Raw genomic sequence first — 20,623 nt, 5'->3', positions numbered from 1 at the left:
GTCGTCACCCGACCCACAGCTCAGGAGTTCGTATGCTCACCATCGCCATCGTGTGCGGCGCAGGAATCGCCACCTCCGCACTGATCGCGGAGCAGGTGCGGGAGCATCTCACCTCCGGCGGCCGACAGATCCAGGTCGTCCAGGCCACCGTCATGGACCTGCTCTCCCCCGACTTCCGGGCGGACCTCGTGGTCAGCACGGTGGATCTGCCGGACGCCCTGGGCATTCCCCGGGTGTCCGGGATGCCGCTGCTGCTGGGGACCAACCCTCAGGTGACCTACGACGACATCGATCGCCTGCTCGAGCGCATCGCTCCCCGCAGCGCGGGCGGGGAGGACGGCTCCCGATGACCTCGCACCCCTCCCCCCTGCCCCGTGTCGGGACCGGAGTGGATGTCCATGCCTTCGCCTCGGCCGAGTCCGGGCGCGAGCTGTGGGTCGCGGGACTGCGCTGGGACGGGGAAAGAGGCCTGGCCGGCCACTCCGACGCGGACGTCGCCTGCCATGCAGCCTGCGATGCGCTGTTCTCAGCCGCGGGGATCGGTGACCTGGGCACGCACTTCGGTGTCGACCGGCCCGAATGGGAAGGCGCCTCAGGAGTCCGTCTGCTGGAAGAGGCGGCGCGACTGGTGCGTGCGGCCGGCTTCACGATCGGCAACATCTCCGTGCAGATCATCGGCAATCGTCCACGCCTCTCCGGGCGCCGCGACGAAGCGGTCTCGGTGATGAGCGAGGCGGCCGGTGCACCGGTATCCGTCTCCGGCAGCACCACGGACGGTCTCGGGCTGACCGGCCGCGGCGAGGGTGTGGCAGCGATGGCGACGGCGCTGGTCGTCGCCGTCGGGAAGAGTACCTCCGACGACGAGAGAACCTCCGACGAGGAGAGAACAGCATGAGCGAGACGACGCCATTACCGGTGCGCGCCCCGGAGGTCGAGAGCGCCGCAGCACGCCTGGCCCCGGTCCTGCGGCGCACGCCGCTCGAGCTCAGCGAACGGCTGAGCAGGCTGACCGGAGTGCCGGTCTGGCTCAAACGTGAGGACCTCCAGTCCGTGCGCTCCTACAAGCTGCGCGGCGCCTATCTCTTCCTGGACTCGTTGAGCCCGGAGCTCCGGGCCGCCGGGGTGGTGGCCGCGAGCGCAGGCAACCATGCCCAGGGAGTCGCATACGCCTGCCAGGCCCTGGGCATCCACGGCCGCATCTACGTGCCCGGTACCACCCCCCGTCAGAAGCGCGAGCGGATCACTGCGATCGGCGGGGAACTGGTGGAGCTGGTGCTGATCGGGGACACCTTCGACGATGCTGCCGAGGCCGCCGCGGATGACGCGGAGCGCACCGGTGCCACCCAGGTGCCCCCTTTCGACCATCCGGTGATCATGGCCGCGCAGGGGACCGTGGCGCTCGAAGCCGCCGATCAGCTGCGCTCAGAGCACGGTCGCGAGCTCGGCACCATGGTCCTTCCCGTGGGCGGGGGCGGGCTGCTCGGCGGCTGCGGCGCCTGGCTGCGGGAGCGGAGCCCCTCCACCCGGATCATCGGTGTGGAGCCAGCCGGTGCGGTCTCCATGGCCGCTGCGGTCCGCGCCGGCCGTCCGGTCACCCTGCACGAGATGGACCGCTTCGTCGATGGCGCCGCGGTGCGCCGGGTCGGTGCGGGCCCGCTGCAGATGGTGCAGGCCATCACCCCCGAGCTGGTCGCGGTCGAGGAGGGCGCCGTATGCACGGAGATGCTCGAGCTCTACCAGGTCGAGGGGATCATCGCCGAGCCCGCCGGGGCTCTCGCCGCGACGGCGGTGACCTCTGGCGCGATCGCGCACCTGGGCCGGGCGGGGGCTGGCGCGAATGATCCGGAGGAGGAGACCGGTGACATCGTGGTCGTCGTCTCCGGCGGCAACAACGACGTCTCGCGGTACAACGAGGTCGTCGAGCGCTCCCTCGTGCACGAGGGCCTCAAGCATTACTTCCTGGTGACCTTCCCTCAGGAACCGGGCGCTCTGCGTCGCTTCCTGGACCGCGTGCTGGGGCCGAACGACGACATCGTGCTGTTCGACTACATCAAGCGCAACAACCGCGAGTCGGGGCCGGCCCTGGTGGGCCTCGAGATCGGGAACCGCTCGGACCTCGAGCCGCTGATGGCGCGCATGGCCGCCTCGAACATGGAGATCGAGCGGGTCGATCCGGAGAACCCGATCTACCGCTACCTCACCTGAGAGGCGTCGGCGGCGGGGCAGACGCCCCGCACATACGCGAAGAGCCGAGTCCTGGAAACGCCCCTGGCCTCGGCTCTTCACATGCTGCGGTGAGGGTCAGCCCTCGGTGCAGGCCTCTCAGCCTTCGGAGTACGCCTCGACATCCGGGGTGATCGCCGCCGAACGGGCCTCGACGGCCGAGCGCACGATGTCATCCAGACCGTGCTCGGACTTCCAGCCCAGGGTCTGGGCGATGCGGTCCCCGGAGCAGATCAGGCGAGCCGGGTCCCCGGCTCGTGGTGCGCCGATCTCGGGGATGATCTCGATGCCCTTGGCCCGGGCGATCGCGTCGATCACCTCGAGCACGCTCGATCCCTCGCCGGTGCCGACGTTGAAGGTGCGGTGGGGGCGCTCTTCGCCGCGCAGGTAGTCCAGGGCGGCGATATGTGCATGGGCCAGGTCGAGCACATGCACGTAGTCGCGGACGCAGGTGCCGTCGGGGGTGTCGTAGTCGTCGCCGAACACGATCGGGGTCTTCCCCTGTTCGAGCCGGTCCAGCACGATCGGCACCAGGTTCATCACCGCGGTGTCGGCCAGCTCGGGCCAGCCCGCGCCGGCCACGTTGAAGTACCGCAGGGCGACGGTGCGCATGTCGTGGGCCCGCTCGGCGTCGGCGAGCATCCACTCCCCCACGTACTTGGTCGCGCCGTAGGGGTTGATGGGCTGCGGGGCGAGCTCCTCGGTGACCAGGTCCACGTCCGGCATCCCGTACACCGCGGCGGAGGAGGAGAACACGACGTCGCGCACCTCTGCGCTCGCACAGGCGGAGAGCACGTTGGCGAGCCCGCCGATGTTGTCATGCCAGTACATCTCGGGATTGGCGACGGATTCGCCGACTTGCTTGTGGGCGGCGAAGTGGATCACGGAGTCCGCACCGCTGGCCCGCATCTGGAAGGCGAGCTTCTCGCGCGCGTCCGGGAGCGTCACGTCGAGCTCAATCAGCTCAGCGCCCTCGGTGCGCTGTCGCAGACCTGTGGAGAGGTTGTCGACCACGACCACCTTCTGCCCCTGTTCGAGCAGGAGTCGCACCACATGCGATCCGATATATCCGGCGCCACCGATCACGAGAGTCGTCATGGGCCCAGCCTACCGGCCCGCCGGCGTCGGCCGCCCAGGAACGGTCATCCAGGAATGGCCGGCCGACGCCAGGGCCGGTGCCGCGGTCAGCTCCAGGAGCTGGAGATCGGACGGCCCTCGTTGTAGCCGGCGGCGCCCTGCAGCCCGATCACCGCCCGCTCACGGAACTCCTCGGTGCCCGCTGCTCCCGCATAGGTGAACGAAGAGCGCACCCCGGCAGTGATCTCGTCGAGCAGGTCCTCGACGCCGCCCTTCCCCTCGGTGAGGTACATGCGCGAGGTGGAGATGCCCTCCTCGAACAGTCCCTTGCGGGCACGAGCGAAGGCATCTTCATGCGCGGTCCGGTGGGAGACCGCACGCTTGGAAGCCATGCCGAAGGACTCCTTGTAGCGTCGGCCGGCCTCGTCGGTGCGCATCTGGCCGGGAGACTCATAGGTCCCCGCGAACCAGGAGCCGATCATCACGTTGGACGCCCCGGCGGCCAGCGCGAGCGCGACGTCGCGCGGGTGACGCACCCCGCCGTCGGCCCAGACGCTCCCGCCGAGCCGGCGGGCCTCTGCGGCGCACTCCAGGACAGCGGAGAACTGGGGCCTGCCCACGCCCGTCATCATCCGGGTGGTGCACATCGCTCCCGGCCCGACTCCGACCTTGACGATGTCGGCGCCGGCTTCGATCAGCTCCCGGGTGCCCTCGGCGGTGACGATGTTGCCCGCGGCCAGGCGCACCGCTGTCCCCTCCCGGGGGCCGAGCGCCTCGCGAGCGAGACGGAGCGCGTCGATCATCTTGTCCTGGTGCCCGTGAGCGGTGTCCAGCACGATGACGTCCACGCCGACAGCGACCAGCTCACGCACCCGCGTGGCGACATCGGCGTTGACCCCGACGGCGACCGCGATCCGCAGCCTGCCCTCGGCGTCGGCCGCCGGGCGATAGATGGTCGAGCGCAGCACGCCGTTGGCGGTGAGGACACCGCGCAGCATCCCGTCCTCGTCGACCACGACCGCGGCGTCATGGTGAGTCGCGGCGATCCTGCCGTGCAGCTGCGCCGGGCTCACCTCGAGATCGCTCGGGCGCAGCACCGGCACATCTTCGCTGAGCACCTCCCCCACCTCGGAGAAGGAGTCCCGGCCGGCGATCTCCTCCGCGGAGATGGTGCCCAGTGGGCGGCGCTCCTCATCGACCACCACGACGATGCCGTGGGGCCGCTTGGGCAGCAGGTCCGCCGCCTGGCCGAGGGTGCCGGTGGCGGTGAGGGTGAGCGGGTGGTCCACCAGCAGGTCACGTGACTTCACCGAGCGTACGATCGAGTCGATCCGGTCCGGGGAGAGGTCCTGGGGCAGCACCGCGAGACCTCCACGTCGGGCCATCACCTCGGCCATGCGCCGCCCGGTCACGGCGGTCATGTTCGCGGCGATCAGCGGGATCGTGGTGCCGGTCCCGTCATCGCTGCTGAGGTCGACGTCGAAGCGCGAGGTGATCGCGGAACGACCCGGCAGGAAGAAGCAGTCGTCGTACGTGAGGTCGGTCGACGGAGTGTGGATCAGGCGCATGCGGCCAGGATACGGGTGGCCCCATGTGCCCCACCTCCACGAAGTTCTCACAGGCTGTTGCATGACCAACCAGCGTCAAGCTCCTAGGATGTAGCGCATGACGGACCCATCCTCGGCCTCACGGCGCAGACGTCGTCGGTCCGGCAGACACCAGCAACCAACCCGACGCGCCCCTTCGACCCCGCTCCCCGCAGACGAGGCGCGGAGGAATCGCGACGCCGCCTTCGGTTCCCCGAACCCCAAACGCACCTGGCTCGGCGGATCCGCGAGCTCGGCGGAATCAGCGAGCTCCGCGAACTCGGCGTCCTCGGCGTCCTCGGCGAGTTCGGCGAACCCGAGGTCCTCGGCATCCAGCGCGCCGGTCCCGCCTTCGGCGCCCACGCCGACGGCTGAGCAGAACCCGCCCTCGGCGCGACGCACCTCGTTCCCCGGAGGATCGGTCTCCTCCGCCGCCGCTGCCGGATCTGCAGCAGCATCCCCGGCACGCCCCGACGATTCCGCTCGGTCCGCATCCCGATCCGCAGAGCAGTCCGAAGAGCAGTCCGCGGCTCGGCCCGCAGATCAGCCGGCAGAGCAACCGGCAGCGCAGACACCTGCTCGGCCACGGGGCCGTCGGGCCGCTTTCCCGCTCCACCAGCTCGACGGCACCGGATCCCCCGGGGCCGCCGCCGACTCAGTGGACACCGGCGCAGTCGGGACCGGCGCAGTCGAGGCCGGGGCAGTCGGCGCTGACGCCGCAGGCCCCGGGGAGTCAGCGCATGGCCGCCATGCCACGGCAGGGCCCGTCACCGAGCAGGACCTCTGGTCGACCACCACGGACGAGGCCTCCGCACCGGAGGATGACTCCGCACAGGAGCCGGCCTCCTCCTCCCCGCTGGCTCCGCCCGTCGGTGTCGAGCCGGCGACGATGGACGCCGAGCCCGCAGCCCCCTCCGGATCTGCGTCCGGTTCTCCCGCGGCGAGCGGTCCGAGGATCGTTCCCGGACGGGCCGCACCGCTCTCCGGCACCTCGGCCGAGCACACCGGCGGGTCAGCCGACGCTGCCGACGGCGCCGACCAGGACAAGGACCGTGCGGAGGGCGCCGTCTCCGGCTCACTGCCGCGAGTCGCGTTCTGGACCGTGCTCACCTCGGTGCTGCCCGGTGCGGGCCTGGTGACCACCCGCCTGCGCCGGCTCGGCTGGGTGCTGCTGGCGGTGTTGCTGCTCGCGCTGGTCTCGGTCGCGGCCTTCCTGTTGCTCGGAGATCCTCTGCGCAACGCGATGATGCTGGTGACCAATCGCAGCGTGCTGATCGGGGCCATGCTCGCGGCGGGCGTCGTGGGCCTGGTCTGGGCGCTTCAGATCGTGCTCGCGAATCTCGCGCACTCGACCCGGGAGCGGCTCCAGGGGGCGAAGCGATATCTCGCCCTGGCACTGGCCGCGCTGATGGTTGTGGCGGTCGCACTGCCCTTCGGGCGCGGGGTGCAGTCGCTGTGGGCGCTGCAAGGCTTGATCGGCTCCGAGTCCGTGTTCGGCGGCGGTGGCGGCGGCGATCACCCCTTCACCTCCGGCAAGGACCCGTGGGCCAACACCGGGCGGCTCAACGTCATGCTGCTGGGCCAGGACGCGGGCGCGGACCGCACCGGCACCCGCCCCGACACCATCATGGTGGCCTCGATCGACACCGCGACCGGGCAGACGGCGCTGTTCTCGATCCCCCGCAACCTCGAGAACGTCGAGTTCCCCGAAGGCACGGTGGCCGCCGAGACGTTCCCCGACGGCTTCGACTACTTCGGCAAGAACCAGAACCTCATCAATGCCGTGTGGACCTGGGCAGAGGATCGCCCCGATCTGTTCCCGAATGATCCGGAGCCGGGCCTGACCGCGACTCGCTGGGCCGTTGAGGAGACCCTCGGTCTCGAGATGGACTACTACGCGATGGTCAACCTGCAAGGTTTCGAAGACCTCGTGGATGCTCTGGGCGGCGTGGATATGGTCGTCGAGCGCCGGATCCCGATCGGTGGCGGCGCCGCCAAGATCGACGGCTACATCGAGCCCGGGCAGCAGAAGCTCGACGGCTTCCATGCGCTGTGGTACGCCCGCTCCCGCGAGGGATCCAACGACTTCAACCGCATGTGCCGCCAGCAGCGCATCGTGCGGGCGGTCACGGAGGAGGCGGATCCGACCACACTCGCCCTGTCGATCCCCCGGCTGGTCAACGCCACCGAGGAGAACATCGTCACGGATATCCCGGTGGGCAACCTCGATGCCTTCGTCGACCTCGCCCTGCGGGTCAAGGACGGCGGCTTCACCTCGTACCCGATCACGCAGGACGTCACCTTCTCCGGGAACCCGGACTTCGAGTACCTCGAGGAATGGGTCGACGCGTCGATCGAGGATTCGATGACCCGGGAGGCACCGGAGTCCGTGCTCGGCGAGACCGAGCCCGGCTCCACCGCACCTGCGGAGACCGGCACCGCGCCGGCGGACGAGGAGCAGGAGCCCGGCGTCGATGAGGGCTCCGCGAGCGCGGAGGAAACTCCGAGCGACGAGCCGAGCAGCGACGCCGAGACCCCGACCTCGGAGGAGTCCGCCAGCCCCGGTGCCGGGGAGGAGAGCTCCCCGGCTCCCGAGATCGAGAAGGATCCGCTGAAGTCCTGCCTGCCCGGTTACGAGGAGTGACGAGCCGGGACCCGGCAGCGGCCCTGCTCACCCCACGGCGAGCGGGGCCGCGTCCTATGCACCGCTGCGCGCAGGGCTGACTCAGTCCACGAGCTGCAGCAGCGCGTTCTCGATCAGCTCCGGCATCGCCGGGTGGATCCAGTACTGGGTCGAGGCGATGTCGCGGGCGGTCTGCCCGGTGCTCATCGCCTGGATCAGCAGCTGGACCAGGGTGGTCGCTTCGGGACCGATCAGGTGCGCGCCGAGGATCTCCGTCGTCTCCGCATCGGCGATGATCTTCACGAATCCGGTGGTGTCCTCGAGCGCCCAACCGTAGGCGATCGAGGCGTACTCCTGGACCGCGACCTTCACCGCCCGGCCGCTGCTCCGGGCCTGTTCCTCGTCCATCCCGACCCAGGCGACCTGGGGATGGGTGAACACGCCGCTGGGGATCGGCATGGTGTCGCTGCGGCGCAGCTGCTCGGGATGCAGGATGTTGTGCCGCACGATGCGCTGCTCATGGTTGGCGACGTGCTTGAGCTGGTACGGGCTGGAGAGGTCGCCGAACGACCACAGGCCCGGCACCGGCGTCCCACCGGCGAGCACGCGCTGGTGCTCATCCACCTCCACCCGGCCGTCCTCTGCGGTGTCGATGCCGGCGGCATCGACGTCCAGCAGGTCGGAGTTCGGGCGGCGGCCGACGGCGACCAGCAGCTCCTCGGCCTGGATCAGCACCTCGGCGCCATCCCGCTCGCCACGCAGCTCGACGCCGCCGGCAGTACGGCGCACCGAGGTGGTGGACAGCCCGCGCTCCAGCCGCAGCCGCTCTCCGAGGATCTCGGTGAGCCGTGCCGAGACATCCGCGTCCGCGGAGCGCAGCACCTGCGAGGAGCGGGCGATCAGCGTGACCTCCACGCCGAAGGAGGCGAAGATGTGTGCCATCTCCACCGCGATCACGCCGGAGCCCAGGATCGCGAGCGAGGCCGGCAGCTGGTCGATCCGCATGATGGTGTCGGAGGTGTGGGGCTTCGCCTCGGCGAGACCGTCGATCGGAGGCAGCGTCGGGCGCGATCCCGCCCCCAGCACGATGGTCTCGGCGCTGATCGTCTGCACTGAGCTCTCATCGCCGTCGTTCAGCGTCACACGCAGCGTCTTCGCACCCGTGAAGCGAGCGGTGCCGCGCAGCAGCGTGAGGTTGGCATTGTCCTCGTGGTCGCGGCGGTACTCCTCCCCACCGGCGGTGATCGGATCGATGCGCCCGAAGATGCGGTCGCGGATCGCGGGCCAGTCCACATGGCGCAGCTGCTCGGTGAGCCCGAAGCGGGTGGACTCTGCGGGCGTGCGGGCGAGGTCCGCGGTGTGCACGAACATCTTGGTGGGGATGCACCCGAGGTTCAGGCAGGTTCCCCCGAACACCTGATCGGGGCCCACGCCGCGGTCGATCTGCACGATGCTGCGGCCAGCGAACTCCGGACCCGGGAAGGAGTTCGCGGAGCCGGAGCCGATCAGGGCGATGTCGTAATGCGTCACGTCAGTCACCTCCCCAGGCTAGCCGGGGCAAGCAGCCCGAGTGACACAATGGCTCGGCGTGGGATGGTCCGCGCTCCGATGCGCCCCGAGGAGCCTGCTCGATGTCTGCTTCCCACCACCCGGCCGATGCCCACGATCTGATCCGAGTGCGCGGCGCCCGGGCGAACAACCTCCGCAACATCTCCCTCGACATCCCCAAACGCCGCCTGACCGTCTTCACCGGCGTCTCGGGATCGGGCAAGAGCTCACTCGTGTTCGGCACCATCGCCGCCGAGTCGCAGCGGATGATCAACGAGACCTACAGCTCCTTCGTGCAGGGTTTCATGCCGCAGCTGGCCCGGCCCGATGTCGACTCTCTGCAGGGATTGACCACCGCGATCATCGTCGACCAGGAGCGGATGGGCGCGAACGTGCGCTCGACCGTCGGCACCGTCACCGATGCGAACGCCTACCTGCGCACCCTGTTCTCCAAGCTCGCGCAGCCCCACGTGGGCGGCCCCGGCGCGTACTCCTTCAACGTCCCCAGCGTGAGCGCCGCCGGGGCGCTGACGGTGCAGAAGGGTGCCAAGACCATCGCGGAGAAGACCACCTTCTCCCGGGTGGGTGGGATGTGCCCGCGCTGCGAGGGCATGGGGCAGGTGACCGACCTCGATCTCACCGAGCTGTACGACGAGGACAAGTCGCTCCAGGAGGGTCCGTTCCTGGTGCCCGGATACTCCGCCGGCGGCTGGTACGAGAAGCTGTTCGCCTCCTCCGGCTTCTTCCCCGCAGACAAGCCGATCAGGTCTTTCACCACGCGGCAGCTCCACGACTTCCTGTACAAGGAGCCCACCAAGGTCAAGCTCGACGGGGCGAACATGACCTACGAGGGCCTGATCCCGAAGATCCAGAAGTCGATGCTGTCCAAGGACCGCGACTCGATGCAGCCCCATATCCGCGCCTTCGTGGACCGGGCGGTCACCTTCATCGTCTGCCCGGACTGCGAGGGGACGCGCCTGGCCGAGCACGCCCGCAGCTCGCGGATCGACGGAGTCTCGATCGCTGAGGCGACCGCCCTGCAGATCACCGACCTCGCCGCCTGGGTCTCCACGCTCCAGGCGCAGCACGGCAGCGAGAGCGTCGCCCCGCTGCTGACGAACCTGTCCGCGCTGCTGGACGCCTTCGTGAAGATCGGCCTCGGCTATCTCTCCCTGGACCGTCCCTCGGGCACCCTCTCGGGTGGTGAATCGCAGCGCACCAGGATGATCCGTCACCTCGGTTCGGCGCTCACCGACGTCACCTATGTGTTCGACGAGCCGACGATCGGGCTGCACCCCCATGACATCTCGACCATGGACTCGCTGCTGGTGGATCTGCGGGACAAGGGCAACACGGTGCTGGTGGTCGAGCACAAGCCCGAGGCCATCGCGATCGCCGACCACGTGATCGACCTCGGCCCGCGCGCAGGTGCCGAGGGCGGCGTCGTGCAGTACGAAGGGGATCTGGCCGGGCTGCGCGCCTCAGGGACCCTGACCGGCACGCACCTGGACCGGAAGGTCTCCCTCAAGGAGGAGATCCGCACCCGCTCCGGCGTGCTCGAGATCCGCGGCGCGGACCAGCACAATCTGCGCTCCGTGGATGTGGACATCCCGCTCGGGGTGCTCACCGTGATCACCGGGGTCGCCGGTTCGGGCAAGAGCTCGCTGGTGCACGGCTCGTTGCCGAAGGGCGCCGGCGTGGTCGTGGTGGACCAGACCGCGATCCGCGGCTCCCGGCGCTCGAACCCGGCGACCTACACGGGGCTGCTGGAGCCGATCCGGAAGGCGTTCGCGAAGGCGAACGGGGTGAAGCCCGCCTTGTTCTCGAACAACTCCGAGGGTGCCTGCCCCGTCTGCAAGGGCGCCGGGGTGATCTACACCGAGCTCGGCTTCATGGAGACCGTCGCGACCCCGTGCGAGGAATGCGAGGGCAGACGGTTCCGCACCGACGTGCTCGAGTATCGCTTCGGCGGGAAGGACATCTCCGAGGTGCTCGCCCTCTCCGTGGCGCAGGCCCGGGAGCTGTTCTCCGGCCCCGAGACGAAGGTTCCGGCCGCGGCGAAGCTGCTGGGCCACCTGGACGAGGTGGGCCTCGGCTATCTCACCATCGGCCAGCCGCTGACGACGCTCTCGGGCGGTGAGCGCCAGCGTCTCAAGCTCGCCACCCATATGGGCGACAAGGGCGGGATCTACGTGCTCGACGAACCGACCACCGGCCTGCACCTGGCCGATGTGGACCAGCTGCTCACCCTGCTGGACCGCCTGGTCGACTCGGGCAAATCGGTGATCGTCATCGAGCATCACCAGGCGGTGATGGCCCATGCCGACCACCTCATCGATCTGGGGCCCGGAGCCGGCCAGGAGGGCGGGCGGATCGTCTTCGAGGGCTCCCCCGCCGCGCTGGTCGCCGACGCCTCGACCCTCACCGGGAAGCATCTGAAGCAGTACGTCGGCGCCTGAGCAGCAGCCTCCCGGCCGGACGTACCCTGGTCCTCGTGTCCCGCCCCCTCCCCGCGCCCCTCGCCTCCTGGCTCGAGAGCCTGGCCTGCCCGCGCTGTCACCGCCCGCTGGAGATCGCGGACCGCACGCTGCGCTGCACCGAACGCCATTCCTTCGACGTCGCGCGTGCCGGCTACGTCTCGCTGCTCACCGGGGCACCAGCCACCAGCGGCGATGACGACGATATGGCCCGGGCACGGGACAGCTTCCTGGCCACCGGCGCCTACGGCCCGCTGCGGGACGTGATCGCCGATCTCGCACCGAGCTCCGCCCGCAGGATCCTCGACATCGGCGGAGGCACCGGCTACTACCTGGCGGGGCTGCTCGAGCAGCTCCCCGCAGCGCAGGGTCTGTGCGTGGACACCTCGGTGCGGGCGCTCCGCTTCGCCGCCCGTGCCCATCCGCGGGCCGCGGCGGCGAGCTGGGACGTGTTCACCCGCTTCCCCCTGAAGGATGCCGCCGCAGACCTGGTGCTCGATGTGTTCGCGCCCCGCAATCCGGCGCAGTTCGCGCGGGTGCTGGAGCCTGGCGGCCACCTCCTGGTCGTGCGGCCCGACGCCGATCACCTCTCCCAGCTGCGCGCGCAGGTCCCGGGCATGGTCGGGGTGGACCCCCGCAAGGAGGAACGCCTGCATGAGGCTCTGGATCCGCTGTTCAGCACCGTCCGGACCGTCCCTGTGCGCTTCGAGGTGTCCCTCGACGCCGCTATCGCCCGGGATCTGGTGGCCATGACGCCGAGCGCGCGGCACGTCGACGAGGAACAGCTGAGGCTGCTGCTGACCGGCACCCGCGAGGTCACCGTCTCGGTGCGGGCGAGCCTGCACCGTCGGCGCTGAGGGCCCCTGGGAACACAGCGTTGTGGCCTCGCCGGTGCACGGAACTGAGGCCCCACGGGCGCTCAGCGGTGACTCTCCCAGCTCAGAGGTGACATCCCGGACCTGATGGCCGCCGCGCCCAGCGTGCTCACCTAGGCTGAGAGAACCGAGACCACCAGGGAAGAAGGAGCATCCGTGGCAGATCGCCGCTGCGTATTCATCGATTTCGACGGCACGTTCGCCCATCGGGGGGTGGCTCCGCGGTCGCACGCTGACGCCGTCCGCCAGGCACGGGCGAACGGGCACGTGATCCTGCTGTGCACCGGCCGGCCCGACTCCATCGTCGCCTCGGAGGTGGCTGCCCTCTTCGACGGCGTGGTGGCCTCCGCCGGTGGCTGGATCAGCGTCGGCGGCCGGGTGCTGCGCGATGAGCGCTTCCCCGAGGCGCTGGGGCGGCGCGCGGTCCACGTGCTGCAGCGCCACGACATCCCGTTCACGCTGGAGACCCCGGAGGCCCTGCTGTGCACGCCACGTTCCGCGCACGAGCTGCGTGCCCGGGTGCGCCCGCAGCTGCCGCAGGGCGGCGTGGGCAACGGTCTGCAGGACCTGATCGACGCGATACACATGCCCGAGGACCTCGCCTCCGCCTCCTTCGCGAAGATCTCCCTGTGGGGTTCGCCGGTGAAGATCGAGCAGCTGGCCGCGGAGATCGGGCCCGAGGTGGGCGCACTGCCCAACTCGATGACGGAGGACGTCAGCTCCGGGGAGCTGCATCTGGTCTCGATCGACAAGGCCGACGGAGTGCGGAGGGTCGCCGACCACCTGGGCATGGCTCTTGCCTCGACGGTCGGTATCGGAGACGGGATGAACGATCTGGGCATGCTGCAGGTGGCCGGGACCGCCATCGCGATCGACGGCGCCCCCGCGCCGGTCCTGGACGCCGCCGGTGGCAATACGGTGCCAGGACCGATGGAGCACGGCATCATCACCGCCTTCGAGCGACTCGGGATGCTCTGAGTCAGGAGGCGAGGAGCTCTCCCCCGAGGGCCTCTCCCCCAGAGCCCGATCCCCGGACCTGGTGGAAGTCGGACCCGATCCCCGGGGCCGATCTGATCCCCGAGCCCGACCCGCGGTTCAGCTGCGACGGCGCAGGCCCACCAGCACGAGGCCGATCGCGGTCACCAGGGCGCCGGCTCCGAGCATGATCACTCCCTGCGGCATCATCGCCGTCTGGAAGTGGCCCTCGAAGACCTGGACGATCGGGCCGACGAAGGGTGCCTGATCGATCGAGTCGGGCACCACGGCCTGCACCTGCTCGCCGAGCCACCACACGCCGGCCCCCGCCAGGATCCCGCCGAGACCGGCCATGATCAGCATGGCGCGGCGGTGCAAGGCGATCAGCAGGGCCAGGGCGAGCAGCACGAGCGCCGCCGGCCCCGCCCAGTACGCCCACGGGGTCACGGCGGAGACTCGGGTCAGCAGCGGGATGTCGGGGATGCTGGCCAGGGTGATGGTCGCATCCTCAGGTCGCGGGATCTCGATCGGCAGCTTCTCCTCCACCGGGGTGAGGATCCTGTCGATCACCGGGCCGAGGTCGACGTCCAGGTCCGAGGCGCCCGGGGAGAAGAGCGCCCCGTGCAGCTCGACCATGGTGGCCTTCCACATCGTGGCGTACACGCCGGTTCCGGTGAGCGCCGCGGCCTGCTCCTCGGCCAGCGGCGTCAGGCTCTCCTCGATCCATCCCGGGATCCGGTCGTCGCCCAGCAGCATCTCGACAGCGCTGTCGCTCAGGGTGCGCTGGAAGCCGGGATCCTCGGCGAGCGGGTCGGTGATGGCGAGGAATCCCTCGCGCTCGACCACGTTGTGGTGGAGCCAGGTGGCCGGCGCCCACAGTGCGCCGAGCACGACGGCGAGGATCAGCAGGACGACGGCGAGGAGATCACGGGCGGAGGACACATGCCTACGGTACCGGTCTCAGGTGCCTCGAGAATGGGAGCGGCCCCGCACCACGAAGTGGTACGGGGCCGATGCTGCGAGGGATATCAGCCGACGCGGATGAAGGTCCAGCTGCCGGAGTAGATGTTGCGCTCGGAGGTGTCCACGCGGCTGTTGCCGGCGTCGACGAACTGATTGCCGCCGGCGTAGATGCCGATGTGACCGGGCTTGTAGACCAGGTCGCCGGGGCGCGCCTCGGAGCGGGAGATGACGGTGCCAGCAGCGGCCTGGTCGCCGGCGCCGCGCGGCAGGCTGACACCGTGCTGGGCGTAGACCCACTGGACGAAGCCGGAGCAGTCCCAGCCGGAGGGGGAGGTGCCGCCGTAGACGTAGGGGGTGCCGATGCCGGAGCGCGCGGTGGCCAGGACCGAGCCGCCCTTGGCTGCGGAGGGAGCCGGAGCGGACTTCTCCTCGGACTTCTCCTGCGAGGAGGACGAGGAAGAGCTGGAATCGGACGAGCGGGACTCCTCCTGCTCGGAGCCGCCGTCGCGGCTGGAGCGCTCCTCGGAGCGCGAGGAGGTGTCGTCCCCACGGGTCTCGGTGCCCTCGCTGGAGGAGTCGTCCTGCTCGGTGGACTCCTCCTGCTCGGACTGCTCAGCGGCCTCGAGCTCAGCGGCTTCACGCTCAGCGGCCTCTGCCGCAGCGATCTCCTCCTCGGTGGGGCCCACCTCGATGGAGATGGCGCCGGCGACCGGGGCGAGCGCGGGCTCAGCCTCAGCGGTCGCGACCTCGACGGCCGGGATGCCCACGGGGGCGATGGCGGGGCTCAGCAGCGCGGGGGCGGCGTCTGCCTGGGGTGCGTCGGCCTGCGGGTCGGCGGTCGCGGCGGCCGCTCCTCCGAACAGCATGGCGGCGGCCATCGCTGCACCGGCACCGGCGCGTCCCGCCCTGGAGACGGGGGTCACCGTGCGCATGGCGCGGCGGTGAGTGTTGTTCGCAGTCTTCGACACGTTGTGGCTCCCAGCCCCGGGTGAAACCCTCGCGCAGCTCCGACGTCCTGCATCCCGTTCCGGTGCGCGTGGGGCTTCCGGGGGGAGTGCCGAGATCCTTGTCGCCTTGGCACGCCCTCGAGACTAGGTGCCCGGACCCGCCTACGTCAGGGTGACAGGAAGCTTCTGGGGAGAGCTTGACGGAGCCTTTACCCGGCGGTCTACGTCGTCACATGGAGCTGGTCCGCCACCACGTCGCCCACGGCGACCTCTCCCCCTCCAGGGCCCCGCAGCACGAAGCTGCCAGCCACTCTCTCCACCGCCATCTGGGCCCCCGGAAGAATGCCCTGACGTGCGAGTTCTCCGAGCAGCGCGACGTCGCTCTGGGCCCGCTCCCCGATCCGCTCGAGGCGCACCTGGCGGGTCTCGCCATCGGCGACCGCCTCGCTCAGCTCACGGCTGGGATTGGAGGGGTCTTTACCTGCCGAGGTGGTGTGGGTCTCGTCGATCCCGAGGGCGGCGAGGCCTGGGATCGGATTGCCGTAGGGATCCACATAGGGCGGCGTCATCTGCTGCGCGAGCCGCTTCTCGACCTCGAGGCTCATCACGTGCTCCCACCGGCACGCCTCCTCATGGACGTGCGCATAGTCCAGCCCGATCACGTCCAGCAGATGCCTCTCGGCGAGGCGATGCTTGCGCATCACGTCGGTGGCCACCGAGGTGCCCTCCTCGGTCAGCCGGATCCGCCGCTGGTCATCGAGATGGAGCAGGCCGTCCCGCTCCATGCGGGCGACAGTCTGGGAGACCGTGGGACCGGAGTGGCCGAGACGCTCAGCGATACGGGCCCGCATGGGCGCGATGCCGGCCTCGTGGAGCTCGAACACCGTCTTCAGATACATCTCTGTGGTGTCGATGAGATCTCCGGACACGGGCCCTCCTCAGTAGCTGTACGACTGGCGCGGTCCAGCTTAGTCGGCGCTCCGGGAGGCCACCGGCGATTTCGCCACTGGCGTCGGTCGCCTCAGCCGAGCAGGCTCAGCAGGTGCAGGAGCACAGCGAAGCCGTTGAGGAGGATATGGGCGAGCACACATGGCCACAGCCGCCGCCAGCGGCTCCAGATCACGCCGAGCGCGATCCCCGTAGTCCCCTGCAGCGCGATCACCTGTGCGGCATTGACCCATAGCGGTCCGTCGCCATGGGAGAAGATGTGCATCAGGCCGAACAGAAGGGACGCCGCCAGGATTCCGGTCCAGGGGCCGGCCAGCGCCTCCAGACGGGTCTGCAGCAGCCGGCGGAAGAGGACCTCCTCGCCGATCCCGGCGGTGACCGCTGTGGCGGTCGCCGCGATGATCAGCATCGGCAGCGGCGGCCAGGAGCTCGGCATGCCCGGGGAGAACGGGCCGATGCTCGAGAGCACTCCGAGCACGAGCACCGGGAGGATCAGGACCCACCGCGGAACCTGCGGCCGCGGGATCCGCACGCTGGAGCCCCGGCGCCTCTTCCCCACGCCGAGCACGAGCCCCGGGATCAGCAGGAACATCGCGAACTTCAGCAGCACGTAGTCCTCGGGCAGCGGGAGCACCGGCACCAGCAGCAGAAAGCCAGCTGCCAGCCCGATCAGTCCGGCGGACTCCGTGGCAGCACGAGGCTGTCTGCGCACGATGGCCGAGCTGTCTCCGCTGCCCGCCGGCAGCAGCAGCGCGAGCACGATCGCGAGCCCGGCGGGGACCAGCAGCAGCGGCACAGCCATCGGCACGTAGCCGGGATCGGCGGAGACGACGACCCCTTGAGGGCTGCGGAGCGCGGTCACCACGATGGCGGTCACGAAGATCCCGCTCAACACCCCGATCACCGCCGGATGGTCGGCGCGGGCGCGGTCGGCGAGCGGAGGCGTCACAGCGGACGATGGCGGTGCCGGAGCCGGGAGCTGAGCAGTCATGAGGACATCCTTCCCGCAGCCTGCGGGACGGCGCCTCCGCCGGACGGAGGAGATCCTCTCATCATCCTCCGCGAGCGATCCTCCGCGATCGACCTCGAATGCGCAGCGCCCCGGATCCGCAGGGGTTCCGGGGCGCTGGCGTCGCGGTGGGACGGACTCAGCCGTCGATGCCGCGTGGGTCGGCTCTCAGGCCAGGCCCTTCATGATCTCGCGCATCAGGTCAGCGGTCTCGGTGGGGGTCTTGCCCACCTTGACGCCGGCGGCCTCGAGAGCCTCCTTCTTGGCCTGCGCGGTGCCCGCGGAGCCGGAGACGATGGCGCCGGCATGGCCCATGGTCTTGCCCTCGGGGGCGGTGAAGCCCGCGACGTAGCCGACGACCGGCTTGGTCACGTGCGCCTTGATGTACTCGGCCGCACGCTCCTCGGCGTCGCCACCGATCTCACCGATCATCACGATGCCGGCGGTCTCCGGATCGTTCTCGAACGCCTCGAGCGCATCGATGTGGGTGGTGCCGATGACCGGGTCGCCGCCGATGCCGATGGCGGTGGTGAAGCCGATGTCGGCCAGCTCGTACATCATCTGGTAGGTCAGGGTGCCGGACTTGGAGACCAGGCCCAGCTTCCCCGCACCGGTGATGTTCGAGGGGGTGATGCCCGCGTTGGACTTGCCGGGGCTGATCAGTCCCGGGCAGTTCGGCCCGATGATGCGGGTCGAGCCCTTCTCCTGCGAGTAGTTGAAGAACTCGGCGGAGTCCTTGACCGGGATGCCCTCGGTGATGATCACCAGCAGCTCGATCGCGGCATCAATAGCCTCGATCGCGGCGCTCTTGGCGAACTTCGGCGGCACGAAGACCACCGAGACGTTCGCACCGGTGGCCTCCATGGCCTCGGCGACGGTCCCGAAGACCGGCACCTCGGCGCCGCCCTCGAAGGTGACGGACTGGCCGGCCTTGCGGGGGTTCACGCCGCCGACGATGTTCGTGCCGGAGTCGAGCATGCGCTGGGAGTGCTTCATGCCCTCCGAGCCCGTCATGCCCTGGACGATGACCTTGCTGTTCTCATCGAGAAAGATAGACATGTCGGGTGCTGCTCACTTTCCTGCGGCGGCGAGCTCGGCAACCTTCGCGGCGCCGCCGTCCATGGTGTCGGCCTGGGTGACGAGGGGATGGGCGAAGTCGGCGAGGATCTTGCGACCCTCCTCGACGTTGTTGCCGTCGAGGCGGACGACGAGCTGCTTGGTGGCTGCATCGCCAAGCTTCTTCAGGGCGCCGACGATGCCGTTGGCGACCGCGTCGCAGGCGGTGATGCCGCCGAAGACGTTGACGAACACCGCGGAGACCTGCTCGTCGCCGAGGATCACGTCGAGGCCGTTGGCCATCACCTCGGCGGAGGCGCCGCCGCCGATGTCCAGGAAGTTCGCGGGCTTCACGCCGTGGGACTCACCGGCGTAGGCGACCACGTCGAGGGTGGACATGACCAGGCCCGCGCCGTTGCCGATGATGCCGACCTCGCCGTCGAGCTTGACGTAGTTGAGATCCAGCGCCTTGGCCTTGGTCTCCAGCGGGTCCTCGGAGGTGACGTCGACGAGAGCGGCGTGGTCCTCGTGGCGGAACTCCGCGTTGTCGTCGAGGGTGATCTTGCCATCCAGGGCGACGATGTCACCGGCGCCGGTCTTCACCAGCGGGTTCACCTCGACGAGGGTGGCGTCCTCGTTCTTGTAGACATCCCAGAGCTTCTCCAGCACGGGGGCGACCTTCGCGCCGGTCTCGGCGTTGAACTTCGCGGCCTCGACGATCTCCTTCGCCTTGGCCGCGTCGATCCCGACGTTGGGGTCGACGGCCACGCGGGCGAGGGCCTCGGGGCGCTCGACGGCGAGCTGCTCGATCTCCATGCCGCCCTCGACCGAACACATGGCCAGGTAGTTGCGGTTGGCCCGGTCCAGCAGCAGCGAGAAGTAGTACTCCTCGGCGATGTCGGCACCGGCCGCGATCATGACGCGGTGCACGGTGTGGCCCTTGATGTCCATACCGAGGATCTCGGAGGCCTGCTGCTCCGCCTCCTCGGGGGACTTGGCGATCTTGACGCCGCCGGCCTTGCCGCGGCCACCGGTCTTCACCTGGGCCTTGACGACGACGACCGGGGTGCCGAGCTTCTCTGCGCCGGCCTTGGCGGCCGCCGGATCCTCCGCGACGACTCCTCCGAGCACGGGCACGCCGTGCTTCTCGAAGAGATCGCGGGCCTGGTATTCATACAGGTCCACGGGGTGGGTTTCCTCTCGATGTCGGCAGTGGGCGGCCGGCCGCACTGGCCTCGATGCCACCCCTGGGAACATCGCCAGGGTATCGCTTCCCCCGACCGTGATCGCACCACTGGCAATGGTGTGCGTGGAGTCTCACTCGATGCGGTCACGACCTGGCGGGGCTCCCCCGCGCCCGTCCTGCGCTCCCCGCGCCCGCCCTGCCCCCGCACCGCCCACGAGACCCGACCTCGTCCTGGGTGCATGTCCAGCCGGCGCGACTACGATGACGGGATGAATCGACGACCCCGCGGCCTGGTCCGGCGAGTACGGGACCACATCGGCTTCAGCGTGATCGCGATCGGCGTGCTGTTCATCGTGCTGCGGCTGGTCGGGGTGCGCTCCACGTTCGCGGGCTTCGTCCTGTCCGTGGCCATCACGCTGGCCCTGAACGTGGGCCTGTCCTACTACACCGACTACCGCGCGAAGCATCCCCGGCCGCAGCGGGAGAACCGCGGAGGCGGAGACATCCGCTTCCGTGAGGACGATGCGCGAGATCAGCGCCGCATGGACCCTCGTGACCGCGACCGCCACCCGGTGCGCGAGCATCGCGACGAGAACCGCTGAGAGGAAGAGTCGCCATGGCCGATTGGAAGACGTACGCGAAGGCCGCTCGAAATACGGCCCGCAAGCAGGCCCCGGAGGCGCGCGACGCCGCCCGGCGCGCTTCCGACCGAGCGGGCGGTTACGTCCGCGCCGCCGGGAAGGCGATCGACGAAGGGCGCGACGAGCACTCCTCGCCGCGGACCACGACCTCAGAACGGCCACGGGTCGACGGCGACAGGCTCCGCAGCGACGCCGTCGCCTACTACACGGTGGCCAGCCGCCGCGTGACGGCTGCGAACATCGGCCCCCGGATCCTGCGTTCTCTGCGGGACGCCCTGCTGATCGGGCTGTCCCTCTTCATCATCTGGGGCGTGCTCGCTGCGGCCGGGATCCCGATCCCTTTCACCACGGTGCTGATCATCGTCGCGGTGATCGTGGTGGTCAGCTTCGCCGGTGGCGTGTATGCGCAGTGGAAGCGCGCCCGGGAGGCGCAGCCGCCCGCCGCCGAGCCGCGGGCCTGACCGGCCGGCTCCGCAGAGTCGCGGGCCT

Annotated in this window: 19 protein-coding genes; 9 read left to right on the top strand and 10 right to left on the bottom strand. The window is 69.9% G+C overall.

Translation table 11 applies throughout. The features are described 5' to 3' along the window. Nucleotides 1–32: 32 nt before the first annotated feature. The 3 genes from ACT3UF_RS12830 to ilvA are packed head-to-tail and all read left to right on the top strand — an operon-like array spanning nucleotide 33 to nucleotide 2,205. Nucleotides 33–350 carry a PTS sugar transporter subunit IIB gene (locus ACT3UF_RS12830; RefSeq protein ID WP_441444743.1) on the top strand — a complete coding sequence of 106 codons (318 nt, stop codon included), beginning with the start codon at nucleotides 33–35 and terminating at the stop codon, nucleotides 348–350. Beyond that, on the top strand, nucleotides 347–895 hold the full coding sequence (gene ispF, locus ACT3UF_RS12825) for a 2-C-methyl-D-erythritol 2,4-cyclodiphosphate synthase (protein WP_441444744.1): 549 nt from the start codon (nucleotides 347–349) through the stop codon (nucleotides 893–895). The genes ACT3UF_RS12830 and ispF overlap by 4 nt, the downstream gene beginning before the upstream one ends. Next, nucleotides 892–2,205 carry a threonine ammonia-lyase IlvA gene (gene ilvA / locus ACT3UF_RS12820; protein ID WP_444598948.1) on the top strand — a complete coding sequence of 438 codons (1,314 nt, stop codon included), beginning with the start codon at nucleotides 892–894 and terminating at the stop codon, nucleotides 2,203–2,205. Before ispF ends, ilvA begins: the two co-directional genes overlap by 4 nt. Before the next feature lie 117 nt (nucleotides 2,206–2,322). Here the strand turns inward: ilvA and galE are convergent, their stop codons facing one another. From galE to ACT3UF_RS12805, 3 genes are all read right to left on the bottom strand, one after another. After that, the gene (galE, locus tag ACT3UF_RS12815) at nucleotides 2,323–3,321 is read right to left on the bottom strand and encodes a UDP-glucose 4-epimerase GalE (protein ID WP_441444746.1); all 999 of its coding nucleotides are present in this window, start codon (nucleotides 3,319–3,321) and stop codon (nucleotides 2,323–2,325) included. Between the two features lie 86 nt (nucleotides 3,322–3,407). Further along, complete coding sequence (locus ACT3UF_RS12810) at nucleotides 3,408–4,868, bottom strand: GuaB1 family IMP dehydrogenase-related protein (RefSeq protein ID WP_444598947.1); 1,461 nt, start codon at nucleotides 4,866–4,868, stop codon at nucleotides 3,408–3,410. Nucleotides 4,869–4,943: 75 nt separating this feature from the next. Continuing rightward, the gene (locus ACT3UF_RS12805; protein ID WP_444501703.1) at nucleotides 4,944–5,288 is read right to left on the bottom strand and encodes a hypothetical protein; all 345 of its coding nucleotides are present in this window, start codon (nucleotides 5,286–5,288) and stop codon (nucleotides 4,944–4,946) included. Between the two features lie 256 nt (nucleotides 5,289–5,544). On the opposite strand from ACT3UF_RS12805, the gene ACT3UF_RS12800 reads away from it, so the two are divergent. Further along, on the top strand, nucleotides 5,545–7,530 hold the full coding sequence (locus ACT3UF_RS12800; RefSeq protein WP_441444748.1) for an LCP family glycopolymer transferase: 1,986 nt from the start codon (nucleotides 5,545–5,547) through the stop codon (nucleotides 7,528–7,530). 81 nt (nucleotides 7,531–7,611) lie between these two features. Here the strand turns inward: ACT3UF_RS12800 and ACT3UF_RS12795 are convergent, their stop codons facing one another. Then, nucleotides 7,612–9,048 (bottom strand): mycothione reductase, encoded by a 1,437-nt coding sequence (locus tag ACT3UF_RS12795; RefSeq protein ID WP_441444749.1) that lies wholly within the window; start codon nucleotides 9,046–9,048, stop codon nucleotides 7,612–7,614. A gap of 92 nt (nucleotides 9,049–9,140) precedes the next feature. Between ACT3UF_RS12795 and ACT3UF_RS12790 the strand changes: the two genes are divergently transcribed. From ACT3UF_RS12790 to ACT3UF_RS12780, 3 genes are all read left to right on the top strand, one after another. Then, nucleotides 9,141–11,516 (top strand): ATP-binding cassette domain-containing protein, encoded by a 2,376-nt coding sequence (locus ACT3UF_RS12790; RefSeq protein ID WP_441444750.1) that lies wholly within the window; start codon nucleotides 9,141–9,143, stop codon nucleotides 11,514–11,516. Between the two features lie 35 nt (nucleotides 11,517–11,551). Next, nucleotides 11,552–12,391 (top strand): putative RNA methyltransferase, encoded by an 840-nt coding sequence (locus tag ACT3UF_RS12785; protein WP_441444751.1) that lies wholly within the window; start codon nucleotides 11,552–11,554, stop codon nucleotides 12,389–12,391. Between the two features lie 174 nt (nucleotides 12,392–12,565). Next, entirely contained in the window at nucleotides 12,566–13,387 is an 822-nt protein-coding gene (locus ACT3UF_RS12780; protein WP_441444752.1) for an HAD hydrolase family protein, read from the top strand. A 117-nt stretch (nucleotides 13,388–13,504) separates the two neighbouring features. Here the strand turns inward: ACT3UF_RS12780 and ACT3UF_RS12775 are convergent, their stop codons facing one another. From ACT3UF_RS12775 to sucC, 6 genes are all read right to left on the bottom strand, one after another. Next, the gene (locus ACT3UF_RS12775; protein WP_442332074.1) at nucleotides 13,505–14,326 is read right to left on the bottom strand and encodes a hypothetical protein; all 822 of its coding nucleotides are present in this window, start codon (nucleotides 14,324–14,326) and stop codon (nucleotides 13,505–13,507) included. An 86-nt stretch (nucleotides 14,327–14,412) separates the two neighbouring features. Then, complete coding sequence (locus ACT3UF_RS12770) at nucleotides 14,413–15,315, bottom strand: C40 family peptidase (RefSeq protein WP_441444754.1); 903 nt, start codon at nucleotides 15,313–15,315, stop codon at nucleotides 14,413–14,415. 200 nt (nucleotides 15,316–15,515) lie between these two features. After that, nucleotides 15,516–16,223, bottom strand: coding sequence for a metal-dependent transcriptional regulator (locus tag ACT3UF_RS12765; protein WP_441444755.1), 708 nt, complete (start codon nucleotides 16,221–16,223; stop codon nucleotides 15,516–15,518). A gap of 92 nt (nucleotides 16,224–16,315) precedes the next feature. Beyond that, a complete protein-coding gene (locus tag ACT3UF_RS12760; RefSeq protein WP_441444756.1) occupies nucleotides 16,316–17,233 on the bottom strand; it encodes a CPBP family intramembrane glutamic endopeptidase in 918 nt (305 codons plus the stop codon). A gap of 186 nt (nucleotides 17,234–17,419) precedes the next feature. Then, complete coding sequence (sucD, locus tag ACT3UF_RS12755; protein ID WP_441444757.1) at nucleotides 17,420–18,310, bottom strand: succinate--CoA ligase subunit alpha; 891 nt, start codon at nucleotides 18,308–18,310, stop codon at nucleotides 17,420–17,422. 12 nt (nucleotides 18,311–18,322) lie between these two features. Continuing rightward, a complete protein-coding gene (gene sucC / locus ACT3UF_RS12750) occupies nucleotides 18,323–19,492 on the bottom strand; it encodes an ADP-forming succinate--CoA ligase subunit beta (protein ID WP_441444758.1) in 1,170 nt (389 codons plus the stop codon). Nucleotides 19,493–19,762: 270 nt separating this feature from the next. On the opposite strand from sucC, the gene ACT3UF_RS12745 reads away from it, so the two are divergent. Both ACT3UF_RS12745 and ACT3UF_RS12740 read left to right on the top strand, forming a co-directional pair. Next, a complete protein-coding gene (locus ACT3UF_RS12745) occupies nucleotides 19,763–20,095 on the top strand; it encodes a hypothetical protein (RefSeq protein ID WP_441444759.1) in 333 nt (110 codons plus the stop codon). Between the two features lie 14 nt (nucleotides 20,096–20,109). Continuing rightward, nucleotides 20,110–20,595, top strand: a complete 486-nt coding sequence (locus tag ACT3UF_RS12740) for a hypothetical protein (RefSeq protein ID WP_441444760.1) — start codon at nucleotides 20,110–20,112, stop codon at nucleotides 20,593–20,595. The last annotated feature ends 28 nt before the right edge of the window (nucleotides 20,596–20,623 follow it).

The organism is Brachybacterium sp. AOP24-D1-21 (assembly GCF_052378665.1).
Classification (GTDB): domain Bacteria; phylum Actinomycetota; class Actinomycetes; order Actinomycetales; family Dermabacteraceae; genus Brachybacterium.
The sequence above is the reverse complement of the archived record's forward strand: the minus strand, read 5'-3'. Positions and strand labels throughout refer to the sequence as shown.

Coding starts and splice junctions, on each gene's coding strand:
- ACT3UF_RS12745 (WP_441444759.1), top strand. CDS start 19,763: ATGAATCGACGACCCCGCGGCCTGGTCCGGCGAGTACGGGACCACATC.
- ACT3UF_RS12830 (WP_441444743.1), top strand. CDS start 33: ATGCTCACCATCGCCATCGTGTGCGGCGCAGGAATCGCCACCTCCGCA.
- ACT3UF_RS12760 (WP_441444756.1), bottom strand. CDS start 17,233: ATGACTGCTCAGCTCCCGGCTCCGGCACCGCCATCGTCCGCTGTGACG.
- galE (WP_441444746.1), bottom strand. CDS start 3,321: ATGACGACTCTCGTGATCGGTGGCGCCGGATATATCGGATCGCATGTG.
- ispF (WP_441444744.1), top strand. CDS start 347: ATGACCTCGCACCCCTCCCCCCTGCCCCGTGTCGGGACCGGAGTGGAT.
- ACT3UF_RS12740 (WP_441444760.1), top strand. CDS start 20,110: ATGGCCGATTGGAAGACGTACGCGAAGGCCGCTCGAAATACGGCCCGC.
- sucD (WP_441444757.1), bottom strand. CDS start 18,310: ATGTCTATCTTTCTCGATGAGAACAGCAAGGTCATCGTCCAGGGCATG.
- ACT3UF_RS12810 (WP_444598947.1), bottom strand. CDS start 4,868: ATGCGCCTGATCCACACTCCGTCGACCGACCTCACGTACGACGACTGC.
- ilvA (WP_444598948.1), top strand. CDS start 892: ATGAGCGAGACGACGCCATTACCGGTGCGCGCCCCGGAGGTCGAGAGC.
- ACT3UF_RS12790 (WP_441444750.1), top strand. CDS start 9,141: ATGTCTGCTTCCCACCACCCGGCCGATGCCCACGATCTGATCCGAGTG.